Raw genomic sequence first — 20,471 nt, 5'->3', positions numbered from 1 at the left:
TTGGCAGCGTCGGGTTGAGTCACGCCTTGCCGGCGGTGGAGGCAGCCAGAAAGGCCGGCCGTTCACCGCCACCGTGCAACAGCAGGTTGGTACCACTGAAATAGGCCGCCATCGGCGAGGCGGCATACAGACAGGCATTGGCGATATCCTCCGGCTCGCCCATGCGGCCGGCGGGAATACCCGCACCGACCGCGGCAATACCGGCCTCGTCGCCATAATGCAGATGGGATTGTTCGGTACGGATCAGCCCGGGGCTGATACTCATCACCCTGACCTTCGGCCCCCACTCCACCGCCAGCGAGCTGGCCAGCGCCACGATGCCGGCCTTGGCCGCACCATAGGCGGCGGTGCCGGGCGACGGACGCGATGCGCTGACCGAGCCAATGAAGATGATCACCCCGCCCTCGGTCTGCTGCTGCATCAACTGGTTGGCCTGCTGGGCAATGTTCAGCGGCGCAAGCAGATTCAGGCGGATGATGCTCTCGCTGAAACGCGGCGAGGCGGTGGCGGCATCGGCATTTGGGCTGCCACCGGCATTGTTGACCAGTACATCGAGCCGACCGGTCAGCTCACGGATACGCTCGAATACCACCGCGGTGGCTTCCACGTCACGCACATCGGCGGCCAGAAACTGCGCCTGGCGCCCATCGGCCTCGGGCAACCGCTCCGGCTGCTGGCGACCGCAGACGAACACCTGCGCCCCGGCAGCAAGATAGGCACTGGCGATACCGGCACCGATACCCTTGGTGCCGCCCGTCACGAGCACCACCTTGCCGCGGTAATCCAGTTGGCTGGGAGACTGCATACACCACCCCTCATTTGATGTCATGCCGTCACTCTATTGGCTCACCCTCACCACCACTTCGTCTGAACGGACGATGAAGCACACCGGTACCGGCCCAACAATCGATCCCGATCCCCGCTCATTCATATGCATAGGCTCACCATGTCTTCATCCGACTCTTCCTGCGTCCTGCTCGACCTGCCCGCGCCGGGCGTCGCCAGGCTCACCCTGAACCGCCCGACGGTAACCAACGCGCTCAGCCTCGAGTTGCAGGCATTGCTGGCCGAGCACTTCACCAGACTGGCCGCCGACCCGCAGGTCCGCTGCATCATTCTCACCGGTGGCGACAAGGTGTTCGCCGCCGGCGGTGATATCTCCAGCATGGCCGGGGTGGGCGCCATCGACATCTATCAGCGGCATACCGAGCGCACCTGGGCACCCATCCAGCACTGTCCCAAGCCGGTGATCGCCGCGGTCTGCGGCTATGCCTACGGCGGTGGCTGCGAGTTGGCGATGCACGCCGACATCATCATTGCCGGGCGCAGCGCGCGCTTTTCCCAACCGGAAATTCGCATTGGCATCATGCCCGGCATCGGTGGCACCCAGCGGCTGGTGCGCGCCGTAGGCAAGGCCAAGGCCATGCAGATGGCGTTGACCGGACGTCCTATCAGCGCCGAGGAAGCTCATATCGCCGGACTGGTCAGTGAGCTGGTGGAAGATGAACAGGTGCAGGCGTCTGCTCTGGAACAAGCCACCCTGATCGCCGGCATGCCGCCCCTGGCAGCCGAGCAGATCAAGGAAGTGATCCTCGCCGGCATGGACGCCTCGCTGGAAGCTGCATTGGCACTGGAACGCAAGGCCAACGCCCTGCTGTTCGCCTCCCGCGACCAGAAGGAAGGCATGCAGGCGTTCATCGAGAAGCGCCGGCCGCAATTCAACGGCAACTGACAACCACACAGAGGTGATCCATGAACGAACTGTTTTCCCTTGAAGGGCAAGTAGCCCTGGTAACCGGTGCTGGTCGTGGCATGGGGCTGGGCATCGCCGAAACCCTGGCCCGGCTGGGCGCCACCGTCGCGGTCAACGACTTCTATCCCGAACGGGCCGAAGCTGCGGTACGGCAATTGACCGAGCAGGGTCTCAAGGCCATCGCCGCACCCGCCGACGTAACCAATTACCAGGCAGTGCAGGACATGGTCGGGAACATCGAAGCCCAGCTCGGCCGCCTGGACATCTTCGTCTCCAATGCCGGCGTACCCGTAGATGGCATGGGCTACTGCAAATTCATCGAATCATCCCGCGAGGACTGGGAACGCTTCGTCAACCTGAACATGTTCGGCCTGATGAACGCCTGCCACTGCATAGTCCCTGGCATGATCGAGCGCGGCTACGGGCGCATCATCGCCATCACCTCGGAATCCTGGCGCGCCGGCCTACCCATGGGCATCGCCGCCTATGCCGCTTCCAAGGCCGGTGCCGTCGGCTTCATCCGCCACCTGGCGGCGGAAACCGGACGCAAGGGCATCACCGTCAATGCCCTGTCACTGGGCACCATGAACAACTGGGATTCCGAGGAGCTGGCGAAGAAGACCTGCTTCGTCCCGCGTGCCGGCTCGCCGCAGGATGTCGGTGCCGGCGTGGCCTACTTCGCCTCCCGCGAGGCGAGCTGGGTTACCGGCCAGGTGTTGCCACTCAATGGGGGTAGCCTGACGGCCTGACGCCCCCATGCATGCATGAAAAAATCCCGCTTCGAGCAGTTCGAAGCGGGATTTTTTGTGGACTTGCAATGCTGGCCAACCGGCCAGCCGGGCTCAACGACCGGCGCGGCGTGCAGCCTCCGGACCGAAATCGCGGGCCGACAGACCACCCTGGTTGAGGGTATAGCCCTTGGGCTGCTCGTTGACCAGGTTGAACGCCAGGTAGCTGCGCGCCTGCAGGTCATGGTACAGGCCTACGCCGGCCTGCCAGGTCTGCGCTTCCGGCGCATAGTAGTAGTTGACCATCGAGGTGCGCCACAGGCCGCCACGGGCATCGTAGTTGTCACCCATGATCATCAGCCAGCTGTCCTCATCCACGTACATGTGCCGCTTGGTGTACAGGTGACGATAGTTGTCCTTGATGTTGGCCTCCAGCACCCACACCCGCCTCAACTCATAGCGCATATGCTCGGGGTTGACGTGGCCCGGCGGCAGCAGTTCGCTGTAGGTGAGGTCCGGTGAATGGATAGCGTAGGCATTGGAGGGAATGTACATCTCCTGCTTGCCGACGATGCTCCAGTTGTAGCGCTGGCCGGAGCCGTTGAAGATACGCACCTCGTCCACCGTGATCGAACCACCGGAACCGGGGAACTGCATGTCGTAGCCGTATTCCGGCGACTGGCGAACCCGGCGCGTGCCCGGATCGTAGCGCCAGCTCTGGCGCGGCTCCTTGGCATGGTCGAAGAACTCCATACCGGTATTGACCTCGCCACGATCACGCTGCGGCAGCAGGGTCTCGTTGAGGTAGAACGAGGATTGCCCCGTGGTGGTACCTATCTTGCCGGGTTGCAGCGGCGGTGCCAGGTTGCGCGAATGCACCCGCCCCCAGTTGATTCGGCCATTGTTCAGCACGTAGGCGTTATCCGAGATATATTCTTCGGTCCAGGGCCGGAAGGTGAAGAACGACGAGGTCCACATCAGCTCCAGGCCGGTTTTCGGGAACGGGAACAGGATGCCGCCGGTAGTGCCTTCCACCCCTTCGCCGTCACTGACGATGCGAGCGGACTTGGCGTTTTCCAGCGTGGCCTGGCAGACGGTGTCGGCGAAGCGGAAGTCGCGCCGGGTTTCATAGACCGGGATACGGAAGGTATCGGGGTAGGTTTCGAACAACGCCTTCTGCCCCGCCGACAGGCGATCGGCATGCTCGGCCATGTTGGCGGCGGTGATGACGAACAGCGGCTTGTCATCGGCATAGGGACTCTGCGGGTGCGCACCCGTGGTGTTGAGTTCCATGCCATCCGGCGCGCCCAGCCACTTGCCGGTCCAGGCGGTGATGCTGCCATCAGCGTTGCCGGCTTTCTCGGCACCGACGCAGGTCAGGTCGTTGCCCAGCCGGGCGATTTCCTCGGGCGTGGCGGCAGCCTGGGCCAGACCGGCCAGCAACAGCCCCTGAGCGATGATAAAGGCACCCGTGACAGGTTTGATCTTGTGCATTGCGGCATGCTCCTCAGAAAGTGTATTTGACGTTGAACGACACATAGTCGCGGTCGGCCATGTAGCGCTGTTTGTCGAGATTCGCGGATGACAGATAGTTGACCCAGGTGGCGCCCACCTCGAAGTTGCCCAGGTAGGCAAAGTCCGCCCCCAGGGTCAGAGTCTTCTCGCCGCGGCCCAGGCCCTGATAGGCACTGCCGTCGAGATTCTGCTGCCAGGTGCCGGACAGGCTCAGGTCCCAACCGGTAAAGATGCTCGGGTAATCCAGAATGACACCCAGACCCAGCAGGGTACTGGAGCGGGTCTGGCCGTCGAAGACGTAGTCGTCGTCGGTCGTGGTGATGCCGCCAGCGGTCACCGACAGGGTGTCCGCATCGAGAATATGTTGATTGACCAGCTCACCCATCAACGTGGTCTGGCTGGCAAGGCTGTTCGGCCCCAGCATGTACATGAAGTTGGCGCTGGCCATCAGCAGCTCACCCGTGGTGGGCGCCCCACTGGCCACCATGACCGGAGCGTCCTGACGCAGGCTGATATCCGAACCCAGCTGCACGTCACCGACCTTGGAGCTCAGGCTCAGACCGGTCAGCTTGATATCCTCGAAGTAACCGAATTTGATTACCGGCCCCGCGGCGTCCAGATTGTCAATGCTACCCAGCGAGGAATAGCGACTGTTACCGGTCATATCCAGGAACATAGAAGCAACGCGGTCGTGGTAACGATAGTGGTAGAGTCCGACCTCGGTATTGAAGTCGATATTCCAGCGCACTCCCAGACCCCATTGACCCGAATCACGAGGATCTCGGTCGCCTGCGCTGGCGACTACGGCACCATCGGGCAGATTGCTGATCACTCCAGGCGCAAAGCGCATGAACTGTGCACCAGGGCCAAAGAAATCAGTGGTACTGAAGAAATCACCCACCGGGTTGAGTCGGGTCTTTTCCCACTCCAGCTGGTAGAAGCCGGTGAAGGCCAGACGGTCGTTCAATGCCCAACTAAAGGACAGCTGGTTGACCGGCAGATAGGCATCCTTGGCCTCGGTACCCGGCACGTTGAACTTGGTCGCGTCTACCGGCGCCTGGCCCTGGCTGATGTTCGGCCAGAACAGGCTCTCGCCCCAGGCCACCAGATGCCGGCCGGCGTTCAGCGACAGGTACTGGTCATCGCCGATCGGCCAGTTGCCGTAGACATAGGCATCCAGCAACTGGAAGCGGCTGCCGCTGTCGTTGCGGGTCTTGCTGACAAAGCGCTGATGATCGCCGGGCTGTGCGACCACACGGTTGACCATGTCGGCCGCATCGTTGTCATTGTCGCTCTTGTACACATCGTCGTAGAAATGACTGCCACGCACTACCGCACCATAGTTATCCTTGGTGGCAATGATCTCACCGAATACGCTGACCCGGTTGTTGATCGGCGCGTAGCGGTCGAAGTTGCGAGTGCCATCGTCGTTGTTCAGGCTCTGCAGGTACTCACTGTCGGCACTGCGGGTACGCAGCGAATAGGTGTAGTTGGCGGTGATCTGGGAGTCGATGACCAGTCCGTTATCGAACTCGATCGAAGGTAAGGCGAAGGCCGCCGGGCTACCCAGCACGGCCAGCATGGCTGCTGCCAGAGGCGTATGCCGCAGCATCAGCCCCGCAGTTTTTTTGCTTTTGTTGTTCACTGTCTGCTCCTGATGTTGTCATTCACACACCCTCGGTGGGTGAATGGCCAGTATCAGAAATGCCGACAGTTGCCCGCATACCTCATACAGAGTATGCAGGCACCTTTGTCAGCCAGCCAGTTCGCGGGCCAGCACCAGCTTGTCGACCTTGTTCGAGGCATTGGTCGGCAACTGCTCGAAGAACACCACCCGGCGCGGCACCTTGTAGTTGGCCATGCGCTCCCTGCTCCAGGCGATCACCTGCGCCTGATCCAGCATCTCGCCCTGACGCAGCACCACGCAGGCACAGCCCACCTCGCCCATGCGCTCGTCGGGCACGCCCAGCACCGCCACCTGGGCGATGGCCGGATGCTCACTGAGCGCAGCCTCTATTTCCGCCGGATAGCAATTGAAGCCGCCAACGATGAACATGTCCTTCAGCCGTCCGGTAATGCGCAGGTTGCCCTGTTCGTCCAGGCTGCCGATATCACCGGTATGCAGCCAACCCTTCTCGTCGATGGCAGCGGCAGTGCCCTCTGGATCACCGAAGTAGCCCTGCATGATATGGAAGCCGCGCAGGCAGATTTCCCCATTGGCACCCTGCGCCACCGGCTGGCCCTGGGCATCGAGTATCGCCATCTCGGTCCCGGGGATCGGCCGGCCGCTGGTGGCGGCGATCACCTCGGCTGAATCCTGCGGGTCGCAGATGGTCGCCAGCCCGCCGCACTCGGTCAGGCCATAGGCGGTGGTCACCACGCTGCAGCCCAACTCGTCACGGATGCGCTGGATCAGCACCGGCGGAATGGTCGAAGCGCCGGTCACCGCGACCCGCAGGCTGGACAGGTCGGTATCGCCCAGGCGTGGATGGTCCAGCATCGACAGGTACAGCGTCGGCGGCCCCGGCAATATGGTCACGCGATCCTCGGCAACCCGGCGAAACACCTCATCGGCATCGAACACTGGCTGCGGCAGTATGGTCGCGCCACCCAGCAGGCAGGTCAGCCAGCCGGCCTTGTAGCCGAAGGAATGGAAGAACGGATTGACGATCAGGTAGCGGTCACCCGGCACCAGCCCGATGATCCGCACATACTCGTTGAAGGCCCGCAGCGACGGACCATGGGCGCACATCACGCCCTTGGACTTGCCGGTGGTGCCGGAGGTGAACAGCAGGTCGGACAGATCCTGCGGCCCGAGCGACTCGGCCAGCTCCCGTGCCTGCTGCTCGGGAATGCGCTGGCCATCGGCAAGAAAGTCCTCCAGCCGCTGGTCCGTCGCCCGCGGTGCTTCGGCGCCAATCACCACCATGCGTTCCAGCGTCGCCGGGCGGTGTGCATCGAGCATCGCCGGATAGTCGGTATCCAGGAAGCGGCCCTGGACAAAGGCCAGACGCGCACCACTGCGCGCCACTATGTCGGCGGCTTCGGCACCCTTCATGCGGGTGTTGAGCGGCACCAGTACCGCACCGGCTGCCTGCAACCCCAGCGCCAACAGCACCCAATCGATACTGTTCGGTGCCCACAGCACTACCCGGTCACCAGGCTCGATGCCAGCGGCGATGATCGCCCGCGCCACGGCCAGCATACGCTGCGGCAACTCGGCATAGCTGATGCGCTGGTCACCATCCTCCAGCGCCGGCAATGCCCCGTGCAGCTCGGCGGCGCGCAGCACCAGCGCCGGAATCGATGCCGGCAGATGTTCATGGTTGGGGAAAACACTGGCCATCGGCTTCACTCTCATTGATTCATTCAGGGAAACGCAGGTGCACGCTGGCACTGGTGGCGACCGCCTGGCAGGCCAGCGTCCAGCCCTCGTTCAGTTCCTGCTGGTCCAGCGCATCGTTGTGCAGCAGATCCACCGTGCCCTCGACCAGCGTACACATGCAGGTGGCACAGGAGCCGACCAGGCAGGAGTGCGGTGCCGGCAGGCCCTCGCGACGCATCGCCGCCAGCAGTACCTCGCCTTCCTGGCAGTCGATTTCATGGGTACTACCATCGAGCTCGACGGTCAGCCGGGTGGCCGCCGCGCCCACATGCTCGACCACCGAGAGGACCGGTTGCTCGCTCTCGCTGGGCAGTGAAACGAAACGCTCGACATGAATCGACGGGGCTGGCAGGCCGGCACGCTTGAGCGCCTCGACACTGGCATCCATGAACGGCCCCGGCCCGCAGATAAAGGCCTGGGCATGCTCGAAACCGGTCGCCAGTTGCGCCAGCTGCGGTACACTCGGATTGCCCTGCAGGCTGTCGAGCCAGTGCAAGACCTGCAACCGCTCCGGGTGCTCCCGCACCAGCCCCTGCAGCAACTCCTGGAAGATCACCGAGCGCTCATCACGGTTGGCATAGACCAGGCGCACCCGACCCTGGGCCTGGCTGAGCACCGAGCGCAGGATCGACAACACCGGGGTGATGCCGCTACCACCGGCCAGCAGCAGGAAGTCGCCATCCAGCCCCTTGGGCACGAATACCCCGGCCGGCACCAGCACCTGCACCCGATCGCCGGGCTTGATGTTGTCACACAGCCAGTTGGAACCACGCCCGTCCTCGACCCGCTTGACGGTGACCCGCAGGTTCTCCCGGGCAAAGGGTGAGCTGGACAGCGAATAGCAACGCGGCAACCAGTCGTCGCCACTGGGAATACGCAGGGTCAGGAACTGACCGGGCCGGTAATGGAAGCGCTCGGCCAGCTCCGGCGGCACCTTGAACTCGAAGGAGCAGCTGTCATGGGTTTCGGCGATGACCGCGGCCACCTCCAGCGAGATATAGTCGGGCGTCGTCATATCAGATACTCATCACGAATTGACCACTGTCGACCCGCAGCTCGATGCCGTTGACCGCACGCGATTCATCCGCAGCCAGGTACAGCACCGCATCGGCCACGTCCTCGGGCAGGCAGGCGCGGTTCATCGGGTCGTGGTCGATGGTCAGGCGGGCCGGGTCGATACCCTGGGGGTAGCCACCACGGGTCATGGCGGTAAGCACCCCGTCGGGGTGCACCGAGTTGCAGCGAATGCGGTACTTCTGCCGCCGGCAATGCACCGCCACGCTGCGCGTCAGCGCCGCCACCGCACCCTTGCTGGCGCCGTAGGCCATGTAGTCGTCGCGGGCCGCCAGCGCAGCGATCGAGGAAATATTCACGATCGAGCCGCCACCACCGCTTTCCTTCATCAGCGCGATGGCGGTCTGGCAGCCAAGGAATACACTATCGGCATTGACCCGCAGCAGCTTGTGCCACTGCTCCAGGCTCGCGTCCTCGATGCTGCCGGGAATCAGGATGCCGGCGTTGTTGACCAGCACATCCAGCCGCTGGAAGCGTTCGCGCACCAGCCCGGCCAGCGCCTGCCAGCCGGCCGGATCACTGACATCCTGACGCATGAACAGCACGCCAGCGCCCAGTTCCGCAGCGATGCGCTCGCCATCCGACGCATTCAGGTCGGTCATGATGACCCGTGCGCCCTCGGCGACGAAACGCCGTACCGTGGCCTCGCCGATGCCACTGGCGGCACCGGTCACCACCGCTACCTTGTTGGTCAGTCGATTGCTCATCTGCACCTCCTCTATTGCTGCGCTGCGTGCAGGGCAGCCACGTAACCGAAGGTCATGGCCGGGCCCAGGGTGCCGCCGGCACCGGGATAGGTAGTGCCCATCACCGAGGCCGAGGTATTGCCGATGGCGTACAGCCCGGCGATCGGCTGCCCCGACTCATGCAGCACCTGCGCATCGGCATTGGTCAGCAGCCCGCCCTTGGTGCCAATATCGCCGGCATACATGGGCATGGCGTAGAACGGCCCTTTCTCCAGCGGTGCCAGGCAGGGGTTGGGGCTGACATTGCTGTCGCCGTAGTAGCGGTCGAACACGTTGCCACCCCGATCGAAGTCCTCGTCCTTGCCACTGCGGGCGAAACCGTTGACCCGCTGCACCGTGGCCTTGAGTCCGGCGGCATCGACACCGATCTGCCCGGCCAGCTCATCCAGCGAGTCGGCCTTGTAGTAGACGTTGTTCAGCCAGTTCTTGCGCAGGCGGCTGTCGGGCATGATCTGTGCCGGCATCAGCGGCCCCATGGCATAGTTGAAGCGGAACTTGCTGTCGAAAACGACCCAGCTGGGGATGCTCTGCCCGCCGGTCTCAGCTTGATCGCGGTACATGGCATCGACGAATTCCAGGTAGGCTATCGCCTCGTTGACGAAGCGCTTACCCTGCTGGTTGACCACGATCGCGCCGGGGAAGGCGCGCTCGGCAAACACGCCACGGGCGCGGTCTTCGCCGGGCACCAGCAGGCTCGGCGCCCACCAGCCCCAGTCCATCAGGTCGGTAGCGGCACCCAGTTGCTGAGCTGCTTCCAGCGCGGCACCGGTATTGGCGCCGGCGGGCGTGGCACTCCAGGCCACCTTGGTCGGCTGCGGCAGATATTTCTCGCGCAGCGCCTGGTTCTGCTCGAAGCCACCCGCGCCGAGGATCACGCCCTTGCGCGCCTGCAGGCGCTGCAGCTGGCCATCGCGCTCGACCACCACGCCGCAGACCCGGCCATCTTCCTCGATCAGCTCGCGGAAGTCGGTGTTCAGCCACAGGGGCACCTTCCGATCCAGCAAAGAGGCACGCAGGCTGGCCACCAACGAGTTACCCAGCGCAGCCCGGCGATCACGCTTGCTGTTGGTCTTCTTGCGCCAGCCGAAATCCAGCTTGTAACGCAACATCATCCACAACACCATCAACCGCCAGCCCCGGGTCTTGGCCATCGCCTTGTGCGCATCCCGGGCAGTCCAGGAAATACGTCCCATCAGCAGGTTGCCCGGCGAGGCTTCACGCAGGTTTGCCAGCTCATCGCCAAGCTGGCTGAGATCGAACAGCTCCGGATCCAGGCTGCGCCCGCCCGGCAGCGCGCCCGGCAGGTGCTGGTAATAGTCCGGATACTTGTCGGCCACGGCGTAGCGGACGCGGCTATGCTGCTCCAGCCAACTGATCATTTCCGGAGCCTTGTCCAGGTAGGTGCGCAGACGGCTCTCGTCTACCCGCTCACCCACGGCAGCCTTGAGATAGGTCCAGGCCAGCTCTTCGCTGTCCTTGCCGCCAATGGCCTTGAAATAATGATTGTTGGGAATCCAGATACCGCCCCCCGACAGGGCCGAAGTGCCGCCGTACTGAGCTGCCTTTTCCACCACCAGCACCGATAGCCCCTGGTCGGCGGCAACCACCGCGGCAGTCATCGCGCCGGCCCCCGAGCCCACCACTATCAGGTCGTATACTGCGTTGAAATCATTGTTGTTATGCATGTCGATACTCGTTGTTGCGGTCCGTGGGAGCACCGCCGATCCGACGACCGGCGGCGGCGCCATGATTCAGACACAGGAATCGGTTCAGACGTAGGGATCGGGGTTGGGCAGGCCCAGCTGCACGGCACCATAGGCACGGGCGAAGGCCGCCACGTTATTGGAGATATGGCCACGGGCCTGGTGCAGGTCACGGAAGATCCGCGCCACCGGGTTGGTGTTGTACAGCCCCGACGCCGCCATGCAGCGCAGCAACTGGTCGGCCTTGTCGGCGCAGATGTTGGTCACGTAGGCCGACTGGTAGCGGTACAGCAGGCGGGTTTCCTCATCCGGGAACTCGTCGCGCTGCGCCAGATCCATCAGGTGCGCGAAATTGCGCTCCAGCACCAGTTTGAGCTGGTCCAGGGTCAGGGTCGCATCGGCCACCACTTCCTGCGCCAGGGGGTCTTCGGCAGTCTTGCCACCATGCTTGCCGATATGCCGCTTGGCGTTGTCACGGAACTCGTTGATCGCTCCCTGCAGCGCCCCCAGGCAGGAACTGGATACCGCCCGGGTGAAGACCTGGGCGAAGGGAATGCCATACAGTGGGTTGGTGTTGACCAGCCGTCCCGGCGTGGCCTCCATGCTGGTATTGTTGGTACGCTGTACGCGGTGGGCGGGCACGAAGGCGTCCTCGACCACGATATCGTGACTGCCGGTGCCGCGCAGGCCCAGCACGTCCCAGTTACGCTCGATGCGGTAGTCGCTGGCCGGCACCAGGAAGGTGCCGTGTTCCACGCCCTCACCATTGGCGTCCGGCGGAATGATGCCGCCCAGCAGGGTCCAGCTGCAATGCTCACTGCCGCTGGAGAAGCCCCAGCGACCGCTGATGCGATAACCGCCTTCCACCGGTGTCACCTTGGCCACCGGCATATAGGTGGAGCCGACCAGGGTGTCGGGGTTCTCGCCCCAGACGTCTTCCTGCGCCTGCAACGGATAACGTGCCAGCTGCCATGGGTGTACCCCCATCACGCCGTAGATCCAGGCAGTGGACATGCAACCCTCGGCCAGGGCCATCTGAATATCGAAGAATCCGCGCGGATCCAGCTCGAAACCGCCAAAGCGTTTCGGCTGCATGGCCCGGAACAGTCCTGCTTCCTGCATATCGGCGACGGTCTCGACCGGCACCTTCTGGTCCCGATCGGCCTGTTCAGCTCGCGCTTTCAGCGCCGGAATCATCTGCCGCGCGCTTTCCAGCAATTCGCGTTCTTTTTCACTTCGTTCGCGAGTGACACCCATCTTTTGGTCCTCCAGAGACTATCCGCAGCGCCCATATGCGCGGCTGATCTGATTATCTGGAGTGACTCCCCTGCACTCATCGTCAAAGCGGACTATGGTTCAGGTCAGGAGTGAAAAGAGACTGGAAAGTCGACGGTCGGCGAGCAGGCGCTCGCCCTTGCGCAGTCATCAACTGGTGCGAAAACGCTGGGCCATGCGCTCCAGTTCGCCGGCCAGTTCCTGCAGCTCGGCGGCGGCTGCCGCGCTCTCCGCGGCGCTGCCGGACATTTCCTGGGCACCGCCAGAGACGCCTTCCACCCGTTGGGCGATCTCCCGAGTGGCTGCAGCCTGACCCTTGAGCACTTCGGTAATCTCGTTCACCGCGACGATCACCTCACCGGTACCGGCACGAATCTGCGCCACCGAGCCATCGGCTTCCCGCGCCAGCTCGACGCCGGCCTGCACCCGTCCGACCGTCTGCTGCAGGCCCGCAGCCACGGCACGGGTGCCGCTCTGCACCTGCTTGACCGTCTCGGCGATCTCCAGGGTCGATTGCGAGGTACGCTCGGCCAACTGCCGCACTTCGGTGGCCACCACGGCGAAGCCGCGCCCCATCTCGCCGGCCCTGGCCGCCTCGATAGCCGCATTCAGCGATAGCAAATTCGTCTGCTCGGCAACCTCGTTGATCACCTGGATCACGCTGCCGATCTGTGCCGAGAAGCGCTCCAGGTCTTGCATGTGTTCGGCGGTCTGCTGCACCGCACCGGCGATATCGGTCATCTCCGCGGTCATGCGCTGGATCAGCGTCTCGCTCTGGGTGGAGCGCGCCGCGGCCTGCTCGGTGATCTGTCGGGTCGATTCGGCATGGCTGCCGACCTCGTCGATGGATACCGACAACTCCTCCACCGCCGAGGACATGCTGATCACCGCATCGGACTGCTGCTGCGCCATGCGTGAAGCGCCCTCGGACAATGCCGACAGCCGCGCCGAGGAGCTGCCAAGCAGACTCACCTGGCCACGCACGCCACCGATCAACTCGCGCAGGTTGCCCTGCATGCGGGCAAACTCGGTCAACAGGTCGGCAATTTCATCGCGCCCGCTGACCTGCACCTCGGCGGTCAGATCGCCGGCGGCAATCGCCCGTGCGTGTTCCGACACAGTGCCGAAGCCACGCCGCAGACGGGCCAGGGTAAGTATCCCGGTGATACTGCCCAGCACCAGCCCGACGATGGCCAGGGTCAGATAGATGCCCACCGTCAGCCGATAGCGGCGCTCGGCCAGGAGGAACCCGGCCTCGGCCTTCTGCTGCTGGTGGGTACGCAGCTCCGCCAGCGCAACCCGCGCCAGGCGCCCTTCCTCGGCACCCACCTGGAGAAAGGCGCGCATACCATTGACGCGGAAGTCCTCGATCTCCAGCAACGCCAGCATGGCATCCAGGTCTTCCAGCCAGAACTGGTAGTGCTCCTCGAAGCGGGCCAGCAGTTGCTGCTCCTGCTCGTCCAGCGGCCGCTGCGTGAAGACGCCCCGCAACCCTTCGATCCGTGCACTGTTGGCGCGAATCTCCTCCAGGTACATGGACATGGCCCGGTCATGGGCGATCGACAACTTGCCCTCGGGGTCATACTGGAAGGCGATCAGCACCAGCCGCCGGTTGTCATCCAGCAGGTGCTCGATCTCGGTGGTGCGACTGATCACCGTCAATTGCTCAGCCTGCACCGCACGCAGGCTGTCACGGGATGACTGCAGGCCATACCAGCCCAACGCCACGGCGGTGTAGAACAGCACACTGGCAAGACCCGCCCAGAGCAACAGGCGGGCAGCGATACTCATACGCAAATGGATTCGGGGCATGATCGGCCTCCCAGCCATGCATACTCCCCTTCCGGGGGAGCTGGCAAGTTCGAAACGGCAGGTTCAGCGGCTGATCTGCGACTGCATCACCGCGGTGAAACCCTCATGGTAGGGCGGCAGCATGCCCCACTCGGCACGCGGGTCAACCGCTGCCGCCTGGAACACGGTGCGCGCATGACTGAACTCCAGAAAGCCCTCACGACCATGGTAGCGCCCCATGCCGGAAGCGCCGATGCCACCGAACGGTGCGTTTTCCATCGCCGCGTGCATCAGCGCATCGTTGATGGTGACGCCACCGGACAGCGTATGCCCGAGCACATGGTCCTGCTCGGCCTGGTCCTGACCGAAGTAGTACAGTGCCAGCGGCCGCTCGCCCTGGTTGATCTCCTCGACCACATGGCGGATATCGCTGTAGGTCAGCACCACCAGCGCCGGGCCGAAGATCTCCTCGCGCATGATGCGACTGGTCAGGGGCGGGTTGACCACCAGGCTCAGGGGGCGCCTGCGCTGGCTGGCATCGAACGGCACGTCCGGGCACTGCAGCACCTCCACACCCATCTCGCGCACTTCCTGCAGATAGCCATCGAGGCGCTGCAGGTGCCGCTCATTGACCACGCAGACCTGGTTCGGGTTATCGGTCACGCTGGGGTACAGGCCACTGTAGGTCTCCGCGAACTGACGAAGGAACTGCTCGCGCAGGGCCACCGGTACGAACACCCGATCCGGGGAGATACAGAGCTGTCCACCATTCATGCCCTTGGCGATCGCCAGCCGCCGCGCCGCCTCGGCGACATCGGCATTCTGGCCGATCACCACCGGCGACTTGCCGCCCAGCTCCAGGGTCACCGGCACCAGATTCTCCGCGGCGCGGCGCATGATGTCACGCCCGACCTCGGTGCTGCCGGTGAACACCAGGTGATTGAACGGCTGGCTGGCGAAGGGCTGCCCCACCTCTACCCCGCCGGTGATGATCGCCAGCTCCAGCGGATCGAAACGCTGACCCACCAGCTGTGCCAGCAGCTCGGCGGTACGCGGGACGATTTCCGATGGCTTGAGCACCGCCCGGTTACCGGCGGCAAAGGCGCAGGCCAGCGGGCTGAGCAGGGTGAACAGGGGCGCGTTCCAGGTACCGATGATACCGACACTACCCTTGGGCTGGTACTGCACCCAGCCCTGTGCGCCCAGCTGGTCGTAAGGCGCGAATACCTGGCGCGGCTCGTTCGGCATCCACTCATGCAGGTGGTCGCGGGCATGCTTGAGCGAACCCAGGGAACCCAGCACGTCGTTCATCAGGCCAAAACCGGGGTGCCGGCCGCCGAAATCGGCGTCCATCGCCTCGGCCAGTTGCTGGTGATGCTCCACCAGCAGATCGATCACCTGCTGGATACGGCCACGGCGCTGCTCGGCACTGACCGGCCCCTGCTGGTCGAAAGCCCTGCGTTGGGCAGCAAGCAGTGTGGGTAACTCATCGATGGATTGCAGGTGGGCGCGCATGCCGCGTTCTCCTTTGTTCTTGTTTGCCGGAATCAATACCGCTGGCGGGCATTGCCATTGCTTTTTTCTGATGTCCGCACGATAGATAAGCATCCCGCCGCGCACCTCGTCCATTCGGACCAGTAGCCCCGTCGCGCGTTAGTCCATTAAGACGATGACCCACCCTTGCCCCCCGGCGAATACTGCAGCCACTGAACCTGGATGATACGAGGCAGACATGACTGCTCAGGCAAGCTTCAACCCCAAGGCGTTCCGTGACGCCCTGAGTACCTTCACCACCGGGGTGACCATCATCACCACCCGGGCGGCGGATGGCTCTCCCATTGGCATCACCGCCAACAGTTTCAACTCGGTGTCGCTCAACCCGCCGCTGGTGCTGTGGAGCCTGGCCAAGTCCGCCTACAGCCTGGATGCCTTCTCCGGCAACAAGCACTGGAACGTGCATGTGCTGTCGGTGGAACAGGAGGCGCTGTCCGGCCGTTTCGCCTCGCGCGGCGAGGACAAGTTCTCCGGCATCGAACTGGACCGTGGCATCAACGACGTTCCGCTGCTGCACAACTGCACCGCGCGCTTCCAGTGCCGCACCGCCTTCATGTACGAGGGCGGTGACCACGTGATCTTCGTCGGCGAGGTACTCGGCTTCGACAAGAGCGCCCTGCCGCCGCTGGCGTTCCAGAGCGGCCAGTATGCCCTGACCGCGCGCAAGCCGCGCGAGGGTGTACGGCTGTCGCAGATCGAGCAGGTGGCACCCGAATGCAGCTATACCGAAGATCTGCTGGGCTACCTCGCCGGACGTGCGCATTACCAACTGGTCGCCTTTCTCCGTACCTTGTTGCAGAACCATAAGCTCGACGAGCATGCCTTCTTCGTGTTGTCGGTACTGAGCATCCAGGACAACCTGACACTCCAGCAGATCAATCATTTTGTTGCCTACACCGGGCGCGAGGTGAGCCTGGCGATGCTGCTGTTCCTGCAGAAGCAGGGCTACATAGTGGCTGATGAGCAGTCCGGGCAGCAGCGTTTCATTCTCACCGGCGAAGGCCGGGAGGTGTCGCTGGAGCACGTAGCCCTGGCCAAGGCAGTGGAGGAAGAAGTGACCGAGAAGCTCGGTATTGGCGATACCCAGGCGCTGAAGTTCCTGCTCAAGCGCCTGATCCAGGCCACCGATCCCGGCCTGCCCGACCTCTGGTCCACCGAAGCGCCCACCATCGACAGTCATCAGCAGGCTTGAGGAGCACCAGCATGTCCATACTCGAACGTTTCACCCTGCACGGCAGCGTCGCGCTGGTCACCGGCGCCGGCAAGGGCATCGGCCAGGCCATCGCCCTGACCTATGCCGAGGCCGGCGCCAGCGTGGTCTGCGCGGCCCGCACCCTGGCCGATGTGGAAGCGGTAGCCGAGCAGATTCGCAGCCGGGGCGGCCAGGCTATTGCGGTCAGTTGCGATGTCAACGATGCCGCCCAGCGCGAGGCCGTGGTCAACGCCACACTGCAGGCCTTCGGCAAGCTGACCCACCTGGTCAACAATGCCGGCGGCGGTGGCCCCAACAGCCCGCTGAAGCTGAGCTGGGAAGAATTCGACCAATCGATGCACTTCAATGTCACCAGTGCCTATCACCTGATCCAGCTTTGTGTACCGCACATGCGTGAGGCCGGCCAGGGCAACGTCATCAATATCACCTCCGGTGCGGCGCGCTATATCCAGCGCAACTTCAGCCGCTATGCGGCGGCCAAGGCGGCGCTGACCCAACTGGGCAAGATGCTGGCCCAGGACTTCGCCCCGGCGATTCGCATCAACGCCATCGCCCCCGGTCCGATCATGACCGACGCGCTGGCCGGGGTGATGACCGAAGAAATCCGCCAGATCATGGAAACCAATACCCCGCTACGCTGCCTCGGCGAGGTCGAGGATATCGCCGCCGCGGCGCTGTACCTGGCCACTCCAGCGTCGCGCTGGGTGACCGGCAAGGTCATCGAAGTCGATGGCGGCGCCGAATCCAGCGTCTTCCCCACCTGAACGGAATCCCATGATGGACCAACAACTGATCAAGGCGCTGGGCGATGAGCTACATGCCGCCCTGCACGAACGCCGGGCACTCAGTCCCCTGACCGAACGCCACCCGCAGATCACCCTGGACGATGCCTATCGCATCTCGCTGCAGTTCCTGCAGCGCCGCGAGGCGCTGGGCGAGCGGGTCATCGGCAAGAAGATCGGCGTGACCAGCAAGGCCGTGCAGGACATGCTCAATGTGCACCAGCCGGACTTCGGCTTCCTCACCGATCGCATGCAGGTCGCCGATGGCAGCAGCGTGAGCCTGGCCGAGTACAAGCTGATCGCGCCACGCGCCGAGGGCGAGATCGCCTTCATCCTCGCCGAGGACCTGAACGGCCCCGGCGTCAGCGCCGCCGACGTCCTGGCCGCCACCGAATCGGTGGTGCCCTGCTTCGAGATCGTCGATTCGCGCATCGCCAACTGGCAGATCCGCATCGAGGACACCGTCGCCGACAACGCCTCCTGCGGCGTCTTCACCCTCGGCGAGGCGCGCATCGACCCGCGCCAGGTGGATCTGGCCGCCGTCGAACTGAACATGACCCTCAATGGCCAGCCCGCCGGCAGCGGCCTGGGCTCAGCAGTGCAGGGACACCCCTGCGAAGCGGTAGCCTGGCTGGCCAACACCCTCGGCAAACTGGGCATTCCGTTCCGCCGTGGCGAAGTAATCCTGTCCGGCGCCCTGGCGCCGCTGGTGCCGGTCGGCGCCGGAGACCAGATCGAGATGCACATCAGCGGACTGGGTAGTGCCAGCCTGCGTTTTGTTGAATAACGCCCGGAGAACACCATGAGCAAGAAAATCCGCTGTGCCCTGATCGGGCCAGGCAATATCGGCACCGACCTGCTGTACAAGCTGCAACGCAGCGAGGTGCTGGAACCGGTATGGATGGTCGGTATCGACCCCACCTCCGAGGGTTTGAAGCGCGCCGAGGAAATGGGCCTGAAGACCACCAGCGACGGCGTCGATGGGCTGCTGCCGCATGTGCGCGAGGATGACATCCGCATCGCCTTCGACGCCACCTCGGCCTATGTACACGCCGAGAACAGCCGCAAGCTCAACGAGCTGGGCGTGCTGATGATCGACCTGACACCCGCTGCCATCGGCCCCTTCGTAGTGCCGCCGGTGAACCTGCAGCAGCATGCCGGCGAGCCGATCCTCAACGTCAACATGGTCACCTGCGGTGGCCAGGCGACCATTCCCATGGTCGCCGCGGTATCCCGCGTGCAGCCGGTGGAGTACGGCGAGATCGTCGCCACCGTGTCCTCCCGTTCGGTCGGCCCGGGCACGCGCAAGAACATCGACGAGTTCACCCGTACCACCTCCGGTGCCATCGAACAGGTCGGCGGCGCGAAGAAGGGCAAGGCGATCATCGTCATCAATCCGGCCGAGCCGCCGCTGATCATGCGCGACACCATCCACTGCCTGACCGAAGGCACCCCGGACCAGGCGCGCATCACCGATTCGATCCACAGCATGATCGCCGAGGTGCAGAAGTACGTACCCGGCTACAAGCTGGTCAACGGTCCGGTCTTCGACGGCAACCGCGTGTCGGTGTTCATGGAGGTCGAGGGCCTGGGCGATTTCCTGCCCAAGTACGCCGGCAATCTGGACATCATGACCGCCGCCGGTGCCCGCACCGCCGAACTGTTCGCCGAGAAGATGCTCGATGGCAGCTTCGACCCCGACGCCATTGCCGCCAACCTGTGAGGAGCCGCCCATGAACCTGCAAGGCAAGAAGATCACGCTGCATGACATGACCCTGCGCGACGGCATGCACCCCAAGCGCCACCAGATCAGCCTGGAACAGATGCAGAGCATCGCCCAGGGCCTGGATGCCGCCGGCATCCCGCTGATCGAGGTGACCCACGGTGACGGCCTGGGCGGCAGCTCGGTGAACTACGGCTTCCCGGCGCACACCGACGAGGAATACCTGTCGGCGGTGGTACCGCTGCTGAAGAAGGCCAAGGTCTCCGCCCTGCTGCTGCCCGGCATCGGCACCATCGACCACCTGAAAATGGCCCGGGAGATCGGCGTCAACACCATTCGCGTGGCCACCCACTGCACCGAGGCGGATGTCTCCGAGCAGCACATCAACCTGGCGCGCAAGCTGGACATGGACACCGTCGGCTTTCTGATGATGGCGCACATGAACAGCCCCGAAGGTCTGGCCGAACAGGCCAGGCTGATGGAAAGCTACGGCGCCAACTGCGTGTACATCACCGACTCGGCCGGCTACATGCTGCCCGATGACGTCACCGCGCGGATCAGCGCGGTACGGGCGGCGCTGCAGCCGGGTACCGAGATCGGCTTCCACGGCCACCACAACCTGGCCATGGGCGTGGCCAACTCGATCGCCGCGGTCGCCGCCGGCGCCACCCGGGTCGATGCCGCCGCAGCAGGCCTGGGCGCCGGGGCCGGCAATACGCCGATGGAGATCCTGGTCGCGGTGTGCGCACGCATGGGTATCGAGACCGGCGTGGACGTCTTCGGCATCCAGGATGTGGCCGACGATCTGGTGGTACCGATCATGGACTTCCCCATTCGCAGCGACAAGGACGCCCTGACCATGGGCTACGGCGGGGTCTACGGCTCCTTCCTGCTGTTCGCCAAGCGCGCCGAGAAGAAATACGGCGTACCGGCCCGGGAGATCCTCGTCGAGATGGGCCGCCGCGGTATGGTCGGTGGTCAGGAGGACATGATCGAGGATACCGCGCTGACCTTGCTCAAACAGCGCCAGGGCTGAGCCTATGGGGGTGTAGCGCGAGCTCCCAGCCGCTGAGAACTGTCGGCGAGCAGGCGCTCGCCGACCCGAAACCCTGGGTGTAGTCCCGGGCTCCTCATCACCTGTAGGAGCGCCGCCTCGGCGCGAAGCGGGCTACCAGCGACTGAGGCATTCAGCATGACCTGCAAATGCTCGACGACAGCGCCTCGCCGCG

At 64.1% G+C, this 20,471-nt stretch carries 17 protein-coding genes; 7 read left to right on the top strand and 10 right to left on the bottom strand.

Going from position 1 to position 20,471, the window contains the following annotated elements:
- Positions 1-19 precede the first annotated feature (19 nt).
- Positions 20-805, bottom strand: a complete 786-nt coding sequence (locus H6X51_RS07115; protein WP_185266830.1) for an SDR family oxidoreductase — start codon at positions 803-805, stop codon at positions 20-22.
- A 141-nt stretch (positions 806-946) separates the two neighbouring features.
- Here H6X51_RS07115 and H6X51_RS07110 point away from each other — a divergent pair, with 141 nt between their 5' ends.
- Positions 947-1,732: an enoyl-CoA hydratase gene (locus tag H6X51_RS07110; protein WP_185266829.1), complete on the top strand. Its 786-nt coding sequence runs from the start codon at positions 947-949 to the stop codon at positions 1,730-1,732.
- A gap of 20 nt (positions 1,733-1,752) precedes the next feature.
- A complete protein-coding gene (locus H6X51_RS07105; RefSeq protein WP_185266828.1) occupies positions 1,753-2,502 on the top strand; it encodes an SDR family NAD(P)-dependent oxidoreductase in 750 nt (249 codons plus the stop codon).
- Positions 2,503-2,595: 93 nt separating this feature from the next.
- On the opposite strand, the gene H6X51_RS07100 is transcribed toward H6X51_RS07105, so the two are convergent.
- The 9 genes from H6X51_RS07100 to H6X51_RS07060 form a co-directional block, all read right to left on the bottom strand.
- Complete coding sequence (locus H6X51_RS07100) at positions 2,596-3,975, bottom strand: DUF1329 domain-containing protein (RefSeq protein WP_185266827.1); 1,380 nt, start codon at positions 3,973-3,975, stop codon at positions 2,596-2,598.
- Between the two features lie 13 nt (positions 3,976-3,988).
- Positions 3,989-5,641, bottom strand: a complete 1,653-nt coding sequence (locus tag H6X51_RS07095; protein WP_328795631.1) for a DUF1302 domain-containing protein — start codon at positions 5,639-5,641, stop codon at positions 3,989-3,991.
- 108 nt (positions 5,642-5,749) lie between these two features.
- Complete coding sequence (locus H6X51_RS07090) at positions 5,750-7,342, bottom strand: FadD3 family acyl-CoA ligase (RefSeq protein ID WP_185266826.1); 1,593 nt, start codon at positions 7,340-7,342, stop codon at positions 5,750-5,752.
- A 19-nt stretch (positions 7,343-7,361) separates the two neighbouring features.
- Positions 7,362-8,396 carry a ferredoxin--NADP reductase gene (locus H6X51_RS07085; protein ID WP_185266825.1) on the bottom strand — a complete coding sequence of 345 codons (1,035 nt, stop codon included), beginning with the start codon at positions 8,394-8,396 and terminating at the stop codon, positions 7,362-7,364.
- 1 nt (position 8,397) lies between these two features.
- On the bottom strand, positions 8,398-9,162 hold the full coding sequence (locus H6X51_RS07080; protein ID WP_185266824.1) for an SDR family oxidoreductase: 765 nt from the start codon (positions 9,160-9,162) through the stop codon (positions 8,398-8,400).
- Positions 9,163-9,173: 11 nt separating this feature from the next.
- The gene (locus H6X51_RS07075) at positions 9,174-10,886 is read right to left on the bottom strand and encodes an FAD-binding protein (RefSeq protein ID WP_185266823.1); all 1,713 of its coding nucleotides are present in this window, start codon (positions 10,884-10,886) and stop codon (positions 9,174-9,176) included.
- A gap of 84 nt (positions 10,887-10,970) precedes the next feature.
- Positions 10,971-12,161 (bottom strand): acyl-CoA dehydrogenase family protein, encoded by a 1,191-nt coding sequence (locus H6X51_RS07070; RefSeq protein ID WP_185266822.1) that lies wholly within the window; start codon positions 12,159-12,161, stop codon positions 10,971-10,973.
- Between the two features lie 168 nt (positions 12,162-12,329).
- The gene (locus tag H6X51_RS07065) at positions 12,330-13,991 is read right to left on the bottom strand and encodes a methyl-accepting chemotaxis protein (RefSeq protein ID WP_185266821.1); all 1,662 of its coding nucleotides are present in this window, start codon (positions 13,989-13,991) and stop codon (positions 12,330-12,332) included.
- A gap of 63 nt (positions 13,992-14,054) precedes the next feature.
- The gene (locus tag H6X51_RS07060) at positions 14,055-15,485 is read right to left on the bottom strand and encodes a coniferyl aldehyde dehydrogenase (protein ID WP_185266820.1); all 1,431 of its coding nucleotides are present in this window, start codon (positions 15,483-15,485) and stop codon (positions 14,055-14,057) included.
- Positions 15,486-15,702: 217 nt separating this feature from the next.
- Between H6X51_RS07060 and H6X51_RS07055 the strand changes: the two genes are divergently transcribed.
- From H6X51_RS07055 to dmpG, 5 genes are read left to right on the top strand one after another with little or no spacing between them, the layout of a single operon-like run.
- A complete protein-coding gene (locus tag H6X51_RS07055) occupies positions 15,703-16,716 on the top strand; it encodes a flavin reductase family protein (protein ID WP_185266819.1) in 1,014 nt (337 codons plus the stop codon).
- An 11-nt stretch (positions 16,717-16,727) separates the two neighbouring features.
- Positions 16,728-17,501 carry a glucose 1-dehydrogenase gene (locus tag H6X51_RS07050; protein WP_185266818.1) on the top strand — a complete coding sequence of 258 codons (774 nt, stop codon included), beginning with the start codon at positions 16,728-16,730 and terminating at the stop codon, positions 17,499-17,501.
- Positions 17,502-17,514: 13 nt separating this feature from the next.
- On the top strand, positions 17,515-18,306 hold the full coding sequence (locus H6X51_RS07045) for a fumarylacetoacetate hydrolase family protein (RefSeq protein ID WP_185266965.1): 792 nt from the start codon (positions 17,515-17,517) through the stop codon (positions 18,304-18,306).
- 15 nt (positions 18,307-18,321) lie between these two features.
- Positions 18,322-19,242 (top strand): acetaldehyde dehydrogenase (acetylating), encoded by a 921-nt coding sequence (locus tag H6X51_RS07040; RefSeq protein WP_185266817.1) that lies wholly within the window; start codon positions 18,322-18,324, stop codon positions 19,240-19,242.
- Between the two features lie 10 nt (positions 19,243-19,252).
- Positions 19,253-20,278, top strand: coding sequence for a 4-hydroxy-2-oxovalerate aldolase (dmpG, locus tag H6X51_RS07035; RefSeq protein ID WP_185266816.1), 1,026 nt, complete (start codon positions 19,253-19,255; stop codon positions 20,276-20,278).
- Positions 20,279-20,471: the final 193 nt, after the last annotated feature.

Origin of the sequence: Halopseudomonas xiamenensis, assembly GCF_014219065.1 — a bacterium.
Classification (GTDB): domain Bacteria; phylum Pseudomonadota; class Gammaproteobacteria; order Pseudomonadales; family Pseudomonadaceae; genus Halopseudomonas; species Halopseudomonas xiamenensis.
Note: the sequence above shows the minus strand (reverse complement) of the source record. Positions and strands in the feature narration are given on the sequence as shown.

Excerpts from the sequence above, each read along its gene's own strand:
- H6X51_RS07115 (WP_185266830.1), bottom strand. The coding sequence starts at position 805 with ATGCAGTCTCCCAGCCAACTGGATTACCGCGGCAAGGTGGTGCTCGTG.
- H6X51_RS07110 (WP_185266829.1), top strand. The coding sequence starts at position 947 with ATGTCTTCATCCGACTCTTCCTGCGTCCTGCTCGACCTGCCCGCGCCG.
- H6X51_RS07105 (WP_185266828.1), top strand. The coding sequence starts at position 1,753 with ATGAACGAACTGTTTTCCCTTGAAGGGCAAGTAGCCCTGGTAACCGGT.
- H6X51_RS07100 (WP_185266827.1), bottom strand. The coding sequence starts at position 3,975 with ATGCACAAGATCAAACCTGTCACGGGTGCCTTTATCATCGCTCAGGGG.
- H6X51_RS07090 (WP_185266826.1), bottom strand. The coding sequence starts at position 7,342 with ATGGCCAGTGTTTTCCCCAACCATGAACATCTGCCGGCATCGATTCCG.
- H6X51_RS07085 (WP_185266825.1), bottom strand. The coding sequence starts at position 8,396 with ATGACGACGCCCGACTATATCTCGCTGGAGGTGGCCGCGGTCATCGCC.
- H6X51_RS07080 (WP_185266824.1), bottom strand. The coding sequence starts at position 9,162 with ATGAGCAATCGACTGACCAACAAGGTAGCGGTGGTGACCGGTGCCGCC.
- H6X51_RS07075 (WP_185266823.1), bottom strand. The coding sequence starts at position 10,886 with ATGCATAACAACAATGATTTCAACGCAGTATACGACCTGATAGTGGTG.
- H6X51_RS07070 (WP_185266822.1), bottom strand. The coding sequence starts at position 12,161 with ATGGGTGTCACTCGCGAACGAAGTGAAAAAGAACGCGAATTGCTGGAA.
- H6X51_RS07065 (WP_185266821.1), bottom strand. The coding sequence starts at position 13,991 with ATGCCCCGAATCCATTTGCGTATGAGTATCGCTGCCCGCCTGTTGCTC.
- H6X51_RS07060 (WP_185266820.1), bottom strand. The coding sequence starts at position 15,485 with ATGCGCGCCCACCTGCAATCCATCGATGAGTTACCCACACTGCTTGCT.
- H6X51_RS07055 (WP_185266819.1), top strand. The coding sequence starts at position 15,703 with ATGACTGCTCAGGCAAGCTTCAACCCCAAGGCGTTCCGTGACGCCCTG.
- H6X51_RS07050 (WP_185266818.1), top strand. The coding sequence starts at position 16,728 with ATGTCCATACTCGAACGTTTCACCCTGCACGGCAGCGTCGCGCTGGTC.
- H6X51_RS07045 (WP_185266965.1), top strand. The coding sequence starts at position 17,515 with ATGGACCAACAACTGATCAAGGCGCTGGGCGATGAGCTACATGCCGCC.
- H6X51_RS07040 (WP_185266817.1), top strand. The coding sequence starts at position 18,322 with ATGAGCAAGAAAATCCGCTGTGCCCTGATCGGGCCAGGCAATATCGGC.
- dmpG (WP_185266816.1), top strand. The coding sequence starts at position 19,253 with ATGAACCTGCAAGGCAAGAAGATCACGCTGCATGACATGACCCTGCGC.